Below are 12,377 nucleotides of genomic sequence, written 5' to 3'. Positions count from 1 at the left end.
GCGACCGCCAACGCGCGACCGCCAACGCGCAAAAGACGTTTCTGAAAAAGGAATCTCGTGAAATTTCTTTTTCAGAAACGTCTTTTGCGGGGCTGGAATGCAGAACCTTTTTCAGAAACGTCTTTTGCGGGGTTGGGACGAGGAACCTTTCGGGTCTGGGGCGCGGAACCTTATTCAGGAACGTCTTTTGTCGGGAGGCGTCTTTCGAGCTGAGGGGAGGCGAGGGCAATCGGGGTGGGGACGAACCTGGTTGCCCGGATCGTCCCCGCCCCGCAAGGTGAATAACGAACACGTCCCCAACTGCACGCCCCAACCGCACTCAGGAGAAAAGCAAACGCGTCCCCGTCTGACACTCATAACGGGACAGCAGAAAAACCGGACGCGTCCCCAACTGACGTTCTACGTGACGGGACGGTAGTAGGTGTCGTCCATGGGAAGCTTGGGGCGCAGCTTGCCGTCGAGGGCGCGATAGGCATTCTGGCAGGCCGGCGCGGTAGGAATCGTGGCGATCTCGCCGATGCCCTTGCCGCCGTAGGCCACGGGCAGCAGGTGCTCCTTCTCCACGTAGATGGCGTGGATGTTGGGAATCTCCGTGGCCCGGAAGAGCCCGAGCGTGCCGTACTTGACCTGGGGCACGCAGTCCTTGAGCGGCCAGTCCTCGCGCAGCGCGTAGCCCATGCCCATGAGCACGCCGCCCTCGATCTGCCCCTGGATGGCGATGGGGTTGACGACCTTGCCCGAGTCGTGCGCGGCGTAGACGTCGGTCACCCGACCGTCGTCGTCGAGTACCACCACGTGCGTGGCAAAGCCGTAGCAGATGTGGCTCTTGGGGTTGGGCTTGTCGGCGCCCAGCTTGTCGGTGGGCTCGAGGTACTCGTAGGAGAACGCGCACCCCTCGAGCACGTCGAGCGCGGCCTCGGGGTCGGCCGGCCACAGGCGGTCGCCCGCCGTGAGGTTGTGCCCCCAGCCCGCGTACGGCCTGCCGTCCGCATAGCGCGAGGTCATGCCGTCGCCATGCGCCGCCACGGGGTCGGCCGGCGCGCCCTCGCCCGCCTCCACGCGAAGCATCGCGTCGCGCAGGAGGAACGCCGCGCCGCGCACCGCCTCGCCCGTGACCACCGTCTGGCGCGAGCCCGACGTGGTGCCCGAGTCCGGAGCGTTCTCGGTGGAGCACTCGCCGTTGGCCACGCGCGACGCGCCCAGGCCCGTCGCCTCGGCCACGTCCTGGAGAAACACGGTGTTGCAGCCCTGGCCGATGTCGGAGGTGGCCGAGTAGACAACGGCGCGCCCGCCCTCGACGCGAATCGTGCAGCGGCCCGCGTCGGGCAGCCCCACGCCCACGCCGGCGTTCTTCATCGAGCAGGCGATGCCAGCATGTCCGGGGTGGTCATAGTAGGCGTCGCGCACGGCCTCGAGCGTCTCCTTGAGGGCCGTGGAGCAGTCGGCAATCTGGCCGTTGGGCAGGGTCTCGCCCGGCCCGATGGCGTTGCGGTAGCGAATCTCCCAGGGGTCCACGCCCACCTTGTCGGCAAGCACGTCAATGAGGCTCTCGAGCGCGAACTGGCTCTGGCACACGCCAAAGCCGCGGAAGGCCCCCGCCGGCGGGTTGTTGGTGTAGTAGCCAAAGCCGCGGATGTCGTGGTTCTGGTACTTGTAGGGCCCAACGGCGTGCGTGCAGGCGCGCTCGAGCACGGGGCCGCACAGGCTCGCGTAGGCGCCCGTGTCGAAGTTGATCTCGCAGTCGAGGCCCGTGAAGATGCCGTTCTCGTCGCAGCCCAGGGTGAAGGTGCCTTGCATGGCGTGGCGCTTGGGATGGAAGCGCAGCGAGTCCTCGCGGCTCATGCGCGCCTTGACCGGACGGCCCAGCTTCCAGGCGGCAAGCGCCGCGAGGTGCTGCACCGAGACGTCCTCCTTGCCGCCGAAGCCGCCGCCCACGAGCATCGTCTCCACCACCACGCGCTCGGGCGTGGCGGACCAGCCGAACATGGAGAGACACTCCTTGCGCGTGTCGTAGGCGCCCTGGTCGGTGGACCAGATCTTGACGCCATCCTTGTAGGGAGCCGCCACGGCGCACTCCGGCTCGAGGAACGCGTGCTCGGTGAAGGGCGTCGAGAAGCTGCCCGTGGCCGTGAAGGCCGAGTGGGCGAGCGCCTCGGCGGCGTTGCCGCGCGTGACGTGCCTGCTCTGGCAGACGTTGTCTGTGAGCTGCACCATATTGCCAAAGAACATGTAGGGCTCGGGGTGCACGAGCGGCGTCCCCTCGGCCCTCGCCTCCTCGATGCCGCGCACCGGCTCGAGCCTCTCGTAGTCAACCTTCACGAGCTTCTTGGCCCTCTCGACCAGCTCGTGCGTCTCGGCCACGACGAGGCAGATGGCGTCGCCCACGCAGCGCGTGACGCCGCCCACGGCGATGAGGACGTCCCAGTCCTGGATGAGGTGACCCACCTTGTTGACGGGCACGTCGTCGGCCGTGAGCACGGCGAGCGCGCCCGGCAGCGCGAGCGCCTTCGTGGCATCGATGGCGCGCACGCGGGCGCGCGGCCAGCGCGAGCGCACCGCGTCGGCGTAGACGAGGCCGGGGAAGTCGCGCTCGTCGAGGTCGTCGGGGTACTTGCCAAAGCCCAGCACCTTGCGGCGCACGTCAACGCGAAAGGCCCGCTTGCCCACGCCGTAGTCGTCGCCGCGCTCGAGGGCGGGGTCGATGGCCTCCTCCCCGCGCAGGATCTTGGCGGCGAGCAGGATGCCCTCGAGGATCTTCTTGTAGCCCGTACAGCGGCACACGTTGCCACGGATGGCACGGCGCACGTCGTCCTCGGAGGGGTCGGGGTTCTTGCGGATGCAGGCCGTCCCACTGATAACCATGCCCGGGATGCAGAAGCCGCACTGCACGGCGCCCACCGCGCCGAAGGCATAGACAAAGGCCTCCTGCTCGTCATGGGTGAGCCCCTCGACGGTGGTGACGTCGCGGCCGTCGGCGAGCTTGGTGGTGAGCACGCAGGCGCGCACGGCCCGCCCGTCGACGATGACCATGCAGGCGCCGCACGCCCCCTCCGAGCAGCCGTCCTTGGCCGAGTGGATGTGGAGGTCGTCGCGCAGGAAGCGCAGCAGCGGCTTGTTCTCGCGCACCACGTGCGAGGTGCCGTTCACGGTGACGAGGTAGCGCTCGCCCTGCTCGGCGCGGCGCGCGCGGCGGATCTCGGCGTGGGCCTCGGCCCTGGCGTCTGCGCGGGCCTTGGCGGAGGTGCGCAGGGTGGAGAGCCGCTCGTCGCGCCTTGGTGGTGTCATGTGTCTCCCCTCCTACTCTGCGGCAAACATGCCGAACGCGTCCGATATGGCCCCGCGCGGGCACTTGGCGGCACACATCCCGCAGACGATGCACAGGTCGTAGTCGACGCGGGCGTGGCGGTTCTCGAGCGAGATGGCGTCGGCCGGGCAGGCGCGCACGCAGATGCCGCAGCTGATGCAGCTCACGGAGCACTTCTCGCGCGAGAGCTTGGGCACCGACGTGGTGGCGCAGCGCACGCGAATGGCGCGGTCGGGGTCGACGAGCTCGATGATTCCCTTGGGGCACTTGCGCGTGCAGACGCTGCAGCCGCGGCACCGCTCGCGGTCGACGAAGGCCACGCCGTGCCCGTTCAGGGAGATGGCGCCGAACTTGCAGGCCTCGACGCAGGCGCCGCAGCCGATGCAGCCCTGCCCGCAGACGGGGCCGCCCTCGCAGGCGGGGCTGCCCCCGCCGCAGCGCACGAAGGCGATGGGGCGGGGCTTGCGCGGCCGCTTGGCGACCGGGCGTCTGGCGGCGGCAACTGCCGGGACCTTGGCGGCGGCGGCCGGGCCCTTGGCGGCGGCAGACGGTCGGGAGGCGACCGCGGGACGCGGGGTCTCGCCGTCGGTGCCGGCCTGGCCGGGCGCCGTTGCGCGGGCTGTCGTGGATGGGCGGGACTCGGGCATGGCTACCTCGCCATCAGGTAGCCGTAGGAGTCGCGCACGGCGCAGATGGTGCGCCGCACCTCGTCGGGCAGGCCGCAGGCCGCGTCGTCCACGTCATAGGCGGCCGTGCCCGTGGCCAGGCGCACCTCGAAGCGGCCGTCGCCAAGCGGCAGGAAGCCGAGGTTCTCGGAGTTGCCCATGTCGGCCTCGCTCCAGAAGAGCGTGAGCTTGTCCTTGTAGGGGCGGCCCTCCCACGGGCAGAACACGGCGCAGTTGCCGCACTCGTTGCACATGCCGTCGACGTGCACGATCTGGTGCTGCGCCAGCCCCGGCACCTCGATGGCCACGTTGGCGCGGTTGGGGCAGACGTCGGCGCAGACCTCGCACACGCGGGCGCAACCAAGGCAGCGGCTGTCACCGCAGGGGTCGGTCGCGCAGGCCAGGGTGCCCTTGCGCGCGTAGCACTGCTCGGTCGTGGCGGCGGCGTTCTCGGCCGAGAAGGCGTTGAAGTCGGCGCCCACCATCTTGCGGGCCACCTCCTGCGCGTCGGCGATGGCCTCCACGAAGGTCGCGGGGCCACGGCGGCAGTCACCGGCGGCCCACACGCCCGCCACGCCCGTGGCGCAGCCCGCGGGACGGCCCCTGCGGTCGAGCCCCACGCCGGCGCTCTCGTACACGCCGTCCTCGATGTGCTCGCCCACGGCGCATATCACCGCAGTTGCGGGCAGCTCCACGAGCTCGCCGGTGCCGCGCGGCGAGCGACGGCCGCTCGCGTCGGGCTCGCCCAGCTCCATGCGCTCGCAGGCGAGCACGCCGCCCTCGACGCCCTTGGGCGCGAGCAGCTCGCAGAGCTCCACGCCGTCGGCGAGCGCCTCGGCCAGCTCCTCCTCGTCGGCGGGCATATAGCGCCTGGTGCGGCGGTAGACGATGCGCACGTTCCTCACGCCCGGCAGGCGCTTGGCCACGCGCGCCGCGTCCATGGCGGTGTTGCCCGCGCCCACGATGGCGATCTCGTCGCCCAGGGCCGTGAGGTCGGCGCCGGCCTTGGCGGCCGCGAGGAACTCGAGCACGTCGTGCTCGGCACCGTACTCGAGGCCCACGTGACCCGGCGCCCAGGCGCCCACGCACACCACCACGTCGGTGTAGCCCTCGGCCTTGAGCTCGGCCACGTCGGTCACCTCGCGGTTGAGCTCGACCTTGGCGCCCAGCGCGAGGCAGAGCGCGACGTCAGCGTCGATGTCGGCCGCCGGGATGCGGAACTCCGGGATGATGTGGCGCGCCACGCCGCCCAGCGCATCCGTGCGCTCGATGATGGTCACGTCGGCGCCGGCGCGCGTGAGGAAGAACGCGCACGCAAGGCCCGCCGGGCCGCCACCCACGACGGCCACGCGACGGCCCCTCGCGCCCGGCAGCGGCACCACGGGCGTGGCCTGAAGCCTCGCGAGCACCTCGGCAAAGCCGCCGTGGGCCGCCACGAGCTTGCTCTCGCGGATCTTGGCGCCCTCGGGCTCGTAGAAGGCGCGCTCGCACTTGGCGCCGCAGGGGTGCGGGCAGAGGCTGCCGGTGATGTGGGGCAGCGCGTTTCTCGACACCACCACGTCGAGGGCGTGCACGAGGTCGCCCTCGTCGACGGCGTGCAGGTAGGCGGGGATGTCCTGTTGGATGGGGCAGCCCGAGCGGCAGGGCGCCGTGAAGCAGCTCGTGAGCGGAAGCGGCGCGGCCATCTTGTGGGGCTTGGCCGGCTTGATGGGCTTTCGGTAGAGTGGGTCGAACTCGACGGCGTCGTCGAGCGCAGCCACGGCCGCGGCGTCCACGTCCGCCTTGCGCGCGGCACCCGCGAGCACGCGCGCGACCTGGCTGAAGCGCTCGTAGCCGCCGGGCTTGAGCACCGTGGTGGCCATGGTGATGGGCCAGATGCCCGCCTCGTAGAGGCCGCGGATGTTACGCGCGTCGGCACCGCCGGAGTAGGAGATGCGGAGCTTGCCCGCGAACTCCTCGGAGATGCGGCGGGCGAGGTGGATGGGGGGCGCAAAGAGCGACCGCCCGCTCATGTACATCTCCTCGCTCGGTAGCTCGCCTGCCGTCACGTCCACCGGGAAGGTGTTCGTGAGCTTCACGCCAAACGAGAGGCCACGCTCGGCCGTGAGGGCCATGAGCCGGCGAAACATCGGCACGGCGTCCTCCCACTGCAGGTCCTCGCGGAAGTGCGTGTCGTCGAAGGCCACGTAGTCAAAGCCGAGCGAGTCGAGGCGCGAGCGCGCGTAGTCGTAGCCCAGAAGCGTCGGGTTGCACTTGATGTAGGTGTTGAGGCCCTTCTCGGTGATGAGGTAGGTGGCGATGCGCTCGATCTCGGCCGGCGGGCAGCCGTGGAGGGTCGACTCGGTCACGCTCGTCGACACGTGCGGCGAGACGGACTCGACGAACGCCTCGTCCACGTGGGAGAAGCGCCCCAGGTTGGCGAGCGCCCAGCCCTTGCACTCGGCCCAGACCTCGGTCTGGCTCGCGTCCTTCATGCCCTCGATGTAGGCGTCGACCTTGGGGCTCTTGATGCCCTCGAGGTCGTAGCCCACGCTCATGTTGAAGACGAAGCCGTCCGGGTCGCCCAGGGCAAGCTCTCGGGCCAGGAGCTTGCACGCCCACCAGGCGCGGATATACTCGCTCATGGCGTCGGGCACGGTGAGTTCGGTTGACCACTCGCAGTTGTAGCACTCGTCGGCCGCCGTGATGCAGGGCTTGGCCACGCACTTGGAGAGCTCCTCGCCATCCATCACCTGCACGGTCTTGAGCTCGAAGAAGCGCGCGCCCGCCACGTAGGAGGCCACGATGTTCTGCGCGAGCTGCGAGTTGGGGCCGGCGGCTGGGCCAAACGGCGTCTCGATGCGCTCCGAGAAGATCGGCTCGGCGCCGCCCTCGTGCGCGACGACCTTGCGGACGCCGAAGATGCTGCCATGCTCCTCGTGCTCGCTCAGGATCCAGTCCATCAGCTGGGCAAACGGAATCGGCCTCATGACGTCGCTCATAGTTGGGCTCCTCTCCCATGCCGCCGAGACCGCGCGACGGCACACGGTTATTCTGGCCCCGCGGAGGCCAAAGGCCCGCCCGAGGTCCCCGCCTCGGAGGGTCGTGCACGTACGGCGGACGCGGGCCCTCGCCCACGCCCAGGCCCGGAGCGGCCTCGCCCCTGTCGAGGGGCCGCCCCGTACGGAGAATCAGTACTCCCGGCCGTTGAGCGTGCCCCAGAGCACCTTGGCCTGCTCGAGCGTCCAGGCGTCAATGCGCTCCTCGTCGACGGTCGTGAACTCGCGGTCGAGGTAGAGCACCTGGCCGTTCACGATGGTGGTGCGGCAGCTCCTGCCCTCCATGCCAAAGAGGATGTGGCCGTCGATGTTGTCGGCCGAGAGCGGCGTGAACGTGGGGTAGTCCATCACCACGACGTCGGCCGCCGCGCCCGGGGCGAGCACGCCCACCTCGCGGCCGAAGTAGCGGCTCGCCATGCGCGCGTTGTCCTGGAACAGCATCTGCATGGCCTCGCCCCAACCCACGTTGGGCATGGCGGCGTTGTGGCGCTGGATGCAGAGGAAGGTCTTGAGGCTCTCGAGCATGTCGTGGGTGTAGGCATCCGTGCCCATGCACACGTCGATGCCGCGGCGGAAGAACTCGAGCACCGGCGCACAGCCCACGGCGTTGCCCATGTTGGACTCGGGGTTGTTGACCACGTGCGTGCCCGTCTCGCTGATGATGTCCATCTCGGCGGGCGTCACGTGGATGCAATGGCCCAGCATCGTGTCCGGGCCGAGGAGCCCGTGCTGGAGCAGGCGCTCGACGGGCGGGATGCCGCCACGGTTCTCGCGGGAGTCCCAGACGTCGTTCATGCCCTCGCACACGTGGATGTGGAAGCCCGTGAGCCCGTCGTTGGCCTCGGCCATGAGGTCCATCGTCTCGTCGGAGAGCGTGAAGGTGGCGTGCCCGCCGAACATGGCCGCGATCATGTGGTCGCCGGACTCGCGCGCGGCGGCCGCCCAGCGGGCGAACTCCGCGTTCTCGGCGATGGCCTGGGCGAGCTTCTCCTCGCCGTCGCGGTCGCTCGTCTCGTAGCAGAGGCACGCGCGGATGCCGCACTCAGCCGCGACATCCCTAATTGCGAAGAGCGAGCCGGGAATCTCGCAGAAGCTCGCGTGGTGGTCGAAGATGGTGGTCACGCCGTTTCGCAGGCTCTCGAGGATGGTGGCATAGGCGCAGGCGCGCGTGCCGTCGAGGGTGAGGTTGCGGTCGATCTTCCACCACTGCTGCTCGAGGTTCTCGAGGAAGTTGTGGGGGTTGCAGCCCTTGATGGCAAGGCCGCGGGCCAGGCCCGAGTAGATGTGCGTGTGGCAGTTCACGAGGCCCGGCATGATGATGCCGCCGTGGGCGTCGACGTACTCGGCACCCGGGTGCGCAGCGGCGAGCTCGGCCTCCTCGCCCACCGACTGGATGGCGTCGCCCTCGATGGCCACCGCCCCGTGCTCCAGGAATGGCATCTGTGCGTCACGCGTGACGACCCGACCGTTGCCGACAATCAGCATGGTGCTCCCTTCTTCGTCCGGGCGGGGTTTAGCACCCGGGCGTGAGCTGGAGCGCGCCGTGCGAGAGGCCATGCGCGCCGAGGCAGGTGGCATGCGTGCCGAGGTTCGGCTTCCTGCCGAATCCCCGTTCGGCGGGCCTGTCACACGAAGCGGGCACCTCCCCCGCATTCGCGCGGTCAAGGAGACGTCCCGTGCGAAGGCCCTGGGACCTTGGCCTTGGGAACCGTCCTCCTGTCGTGATACTAATGATTATTCAGATAACCAGACAAAAAGTTTGCCAATCCGACAAGAGAAAGGCGAACGGTCGAAACTGGTTTGTGAACGGGTGGAAACAAAGCGCCCGAAACGGACAGTACGGCCCCGCGACCTTGAGGTTCGTTATAGCCAACTAACTACTACGCCTTTGTTGTGCGAGGACGAGTCGTGTGGGGAGACGTCGATTGAGGACGCGTCGCGCGAGACCGTGTTTGTACGGGACGCGTTCGTTTTTTCTCGCCACCCCATCCTCGCCGCCCTTCTCGCCGCCTGTCCTTGCGACCCTATCCTCGCCACCCCATCCTCGCCGCTCTTCTCGCCAACCTCTTCTCACCACCCACTAAAGGCGGACACTAGATGGCAGGTGTCCGGGGTTCACGTCATCTGACACTCCGACAGGTATGCGTCGCCTCTCGTCAGCCTCCTCTCGTCATGCAGAACCGGCGCGAAACGCGCGGGTCCCGCATGACCCGGGACGACTAGTTACCCAGGCCCGCGCCACCTCCTGCCGCCTCCGCACGCAAAACCATCGAGTTTGCTGCAGTCGTAGCGCGATGCGCCGAGTAGACGGACGTTTGGTCATCATAAACCTGCAGGTAGAGGAGATGCACATTTAACGTCTACTTTCGGTCTCGCCCATGAACCGCAGCAAACTCGATAGTTTTGTTCGGGGCATCGCCACCATGGCCCACGGGCCCCAATGAGGACGCGATACCCGCCCGCGCGTCCACCTCGACGGCAACCGACCTTCCCGGCGAGCGCGCCCGGCCGGCTACTTCTCGTATCGAGCGGCTCAACCGGCAGCCAACGGCTGCTGGTCACTGACTCTCAGCGAACGTGCGCCCAACCGAGTTTTTAGGCTAGTTGCAGCCCCTTTTTCTCGGTTATGCGCACGTTCGCAGGAAGAGCGGGGCTGCGAGGCATGGGGAGGGCGCAAGGCGGGAGGGGCAAAGCGGGATGCCGGAGGGGAGCGCGAGGTATGGAGAGTGCGCGCAAGAAGGAAGGGGCGGCTCGGGATGCCGGAAGGGAGCGGGGCATGGGAGGCGCGCGGGTCGGGAGGACGACGCCGATGACAGCTACCTGGCGCAGTCGTCATCCCTCCCCCGTCGTCCGCCGAACGGCTATTATTTCAGGCGTGTTAACAAAGATGGCGCCTGCCCTGGGCGCGTGTCATCCGTGGCTGGGAGGAAACGATGATCAGCGCAGAGGAGGCCCGCGAGCTCGCAGAGGCGGCTCGACTGGACCGTGACCAGGCAGAGGCCGACTCGCTGGCGAAGAACGCCCTGGGCTGGGCGCTCAAGAACGCCGAGGGCCGCACCGACACCCGGGTGCGCATGTACGCCCAGCACGGCCACGGGCACCTGGCCGTCAAGTTCGCGCCCGGCAAGGGCGACGGCTACGGCGACGGCAACTCGTTCTACAACGACCTCGTCGGCAACAGCAACGTGGCGGTGGCCGACGCCATCTGCGACATCATCTACGGCCGTGAGCAGGCGCTCATCTCCCCCATCGAGAAGATGCGCATCCTCAACACCTTCAACACGCGTCTCGTGAAGTTCGTGCGCGACCTCAAGCGGCTCGGCTTCACGGTCACGACCGGCCACGAGGACTACGGCAACGCCAACAACGACGACAGCACCATCATCATCAGCTGGCGCTAGCCAAGCCAGGGAGGCATCCCGCGACCCAGGGGGGCATCACGCGACCCAGGGAGGCATCCCGCGACTCCACGTGCAATCTGGTCAGTTGACGGCCCGCCGGGGGCACGGCAACTGACCAAAATGCACGTGGAGCCAAGCACACGGAGCCGGGGCGCCCAAAAACGGAAGCCCGTTCCCACCTACAGCGTGTTGTACACGGCCTCGTACTCGTCGTCGGAGAGGAACGTCCCGGCCTTGACCTGGTCGGCGTACTCGCCGATCTTGGCCTGCACGTCGGCGGGCACCTTGTCGGAGAACTTGCCCAGGTAGACACCACCGTTGTCCATGTTGGCCTCGATGACCTTGCCGCCGCCGTAGGAGCCGCCCTCGATCTCGTCCATGGCCTGGCCGAACATCCAGTCGGTCACGGTCGAGGTGATGACCGTCGGCTCGTCGGAGCCCACGATGTCGATGGGCTGCGCAATGTCGAAGTGCGTTTCGGCCCCGGCGTTCTCGAGCGCCTGCCGCGCGCCGTTGTCGACGGCGCTCGCGTCGCCCCACATCACGTCGACGCCGTTCGTGTTGATCCACTGCTCGGTGATCTTGGTGCCAAACGACGCGTCGGTGAAGCCCGCCTCGAAGTTGTAGTGGCCCTCGCTGCCCGGGCGCACCTTCTGCGCGGCGGCGAGGAAGGCCGCGTACTTGGAGAGCGTCGTGGGCAGGCGCATGCCGCCGATGAATCCGATGTGACCCGTCGCCGTCATGAGCCCGGCCGCAATGCCGGCAAGCGCGCCCGTCTGCCTGAGGTTCACCTGCACGGTCTCCAGGTTGTCGAGGGTCTCGTAGTCGGCCAGGTCGGCCTTGGGGTCGGTGTTGGTCATGAGGAACTTGACGTCGGGGTTGGAGTCGGCAGCCTCGGCCACCACGTCGCCCCACGCCGAGACGAACTCGTTGCCCGTGGCGATGATGAGGTTCACGCCCATGTCCACGTAGGACTGCGCGGCGCTCGCGGCGTCGGCGTCGGCCACGTTCTCCTTGGGCTCGAGCATCTCCCAGTTTGGGTGGCTCTCCACGGCCGACTTGAGCGACTCGAAGTGACCCTGGCCCCAGCCACCGTCGTTCTTGGGCCCGCTGATGACGAGTGCCACCTTGTAGCTGCCCGAGCCCGAACCCGACCCGTCGCTCGTGGCGGCCGAGCCATCGGACGAGCCGCCGCAGCCGGCGAGCGCCATGGCCGCCCCCGCGGCGCCAAGGACTCCCAGCCCCAGGGCCTGCCTGCGCGAGACGAGCCTTCCAAGACGTGCGTTACCACGTGCGTTACCCATGATGTGCCTCCCGTTGGTCAGTTAGTTCCAGTAGCCCTCGTGCACGGCCGCAGCCTCGGCCACGAGCTCGGGGAAGGGCCCCACGACCTCGACGTCCTTCTGGCTCGTGGCAAAGATCTGGCGGCACGGGGTGTCGAGCGTGGGGTTCTGCTCGGAGGCACCCGTCTGCGCCAGGATGTCGCGCTCGGTCATCGCGTAGACCACGCGGCCGATGTTTGCCCAGTAGATGGCGCCCGTGCACATGGCGCAGGGCTCGCCGGTGGTGTAGAGCGAGCACTGCCACAGGTAGTCGTGGTCGAAGCGCTGCGATGCCGCCTCGCAGAGCTGCGTCTCGGCATGGCCCGTGCACTTGTGCGTCTCGGCCTCGACGTTCTCCTGCTCGAGCACGACCTGCTTGTCCTCGTTCACAAGGATGGCCCCGAAGGGCGTGTTGCCATGCTCTCGCGAGCGCCGCGACACCTCGATGGCGCGGCGCAGGAACGCCACGTCCTCCTCGTGCGTGAAGCTCGCGCGACGCGCGGCCGCCCAGCTGGGTTCGTCTGCCATGTGGTCTCCCCTCGTCTCCCCGCGCCCGCCCGCGCGACTGTCGCAAAAAAGCCAAGGCCCACGGACGATGGGGCGGCATCGTCCGTGGGCCTCCGTGCCATGCCCGCGTGGCTACCTCG

At 68.5% G+C, this 12,377-nt stretch carries 7 protein-coding genes; 1 reads left to right on the top strand and 6 read right to left on the bottom strand.

Annotation, left to right across the window (positions count from 1 at the left end):
• Positions 1-399: 399 nt before the first annotated feature.
• The 4 genes from xdh to ssnA all read right to left on the bottom strand — a co-directional run bounded on the left by xdh (position 400) and on the right by ssnA (position 8,492).
• Positions 400-3,285: a selenium-dependent xanthine dehydrogenase gene (xdh, locus tag EFAMC1_RS00460; RefSeq protein WP_154052379.1), complete on the bottom strand. Its 2,886-nt coding sequence runs from the start codon at positions 3,283-3,285 to the stop codon at positions 400-402.
• Between the two features lie 12 nt (positions 3,286-3,297).
• Positions 3,298-3,951, bottom strand: coding sequence for a 4Fe-4S binding protein (locus EFAMC1_RS00455; protein ID WP_154052378.1), 654 nt, complete (start codon positions 3,949-3,951; stop codon positions 3,298-3,300).
• 2 nt (positions 3,952-3,953) lie between these two features.
• Positions 3,954-6,950 (bottom strand): putative selenate reductase subunit YgfK, encoded by a 2,997-nt coding sequence (gene ygfK / locus EFAMC1_RS00450; RefSeq protein WP_154052377.1) that lies wholly within the window; start codon positions 6,948-6,950, stop codon positions 3,954-3,956.
• A gap of 189 nt (positions 6,951-7,139) precedes the next feature.
• Positions 7,140-8,492 carry a putative aminohydrolase SsnA gene (ssnA, locus tag EFAMC1_RS00445; protein WP_154052375.1) on the bottom strand — a complete coding sequence of 451 codons (1,353 nt, stop codon included), beginning with the start codon at positions 8,490-8,492 and terminating at the stop codon, positions 7,140-7,142.
• 1,448 nt (positions 8,493-9,940) lie between these two features.
• Here ssnA and EFAMC1_RS00440 point away from each other — a divergent pair.
• Positions 9,941-10,408: a hypothetical protein gene (locus EFAMC1_RS00440; RefSeq protein ID WP_154052374.1), complete on the top strand. Its 468-nt coding sequence runs from the start codon at positions 9,941-9,943 to the stop codon at positions 10,406-10,408.
• Positions 10,409-10,587: 179 nt separating this feature from the next.
• On the opposite strand, the gene EFAMC1_RS00435 is transcribed toward EFAMC1_RS00440, so the two are convergent.
• Complete coding sequence (locus tag EFAMC1_RS00435; RefSeq protein ID WP_154052373.1) at positions 10,588-11,712, bottom strand: BMP family protein; 1,125 nt, start codon at positions 11,710-11,712, stop codon at positions 10,588-10,590.
• A 21-nt stretch (positions 11,713-11,733) separates the two neighbouring features.
• Entirely contained in the window at positions 11,734-12,258 is a 525-nt protein-coding gene (locus EFAMC1_RS00430; RefSeq protein ID WP_154052372.1) for a nucleoside deaminase, read from the bottom strand.
• Between the last annotated feature and the right edge of the window lie 119 nt (positions 12,259-12,377).

The organism is Olsenella uli, from assembly GCF_901212675.1.
In the GTDB taxonomy this organism is placed as follows: domain Bacteria; phylum Actinomycetota; class Coriobacteriia; order Coriobacteriales; family Atopobiaceae; genus Parolsenella; species Parolsenella uli_B.
This window is presented reverse-complemented; position numbering and strand designations above follow the sequence as displayed.

What these genes read in the sequence shown, in the direction of transcription:
- EFAMC1_RS00440 (WP_154052374.1), top strand. Translation starts at nt 9,941, where the DNA reads ATGATCAGCGCAGAGGAGGCCCGCGAGCTCGCAGAGGCGGCTCGACTG.
- ssnA (WP_154052375.1), bottom strand. Translation starts at nt 8,492, where the DNA reads ATGCTGATTGTCGGCAACGGTCGGGTCGTCACGCGTGACGCACAGATG.
- xdh (WP_154052379.1), bottom strand. Translation starts at nt 3,285, where the DNA reads ATGACACCACCAAGGCGCGACGAGCGGCTCTCCACCCTGCGCACCTCC.
- ygfK (WP_154052377.1), bottom strand. Translation starts at nt 6,950, where the DNA reads ATGAGCGACGTCATGAGGCCGATTCCGTTTGCCCAGCTGATGGACTGG.
- EFAMC1_RS00435 (WP_154052373.1), bottom strand. Translation starts at nt 11,712, where the DNA reads ATGGGTAACGCACGTGGTAACGCACGTCTTGGAAGGCTCGTCTCGCGC.
- EFAMC1_RS00455 (WP_154052378.1), bottom strand. Translation starts at nt 3,951, where the DNA reads ATGCCCGAGTCCCGCCCATCCACGACAGCCCGCGCAACGGCGCCCGGC.
- EFAMC1_RS00430 (WP_154052372.1), bottom strand. Translation starts at nt 12,258, where the DNA reads ATGGCAGACGAACCCAGCTGGGCGGCCGCGCGTCGCGCGAGCTTCACG.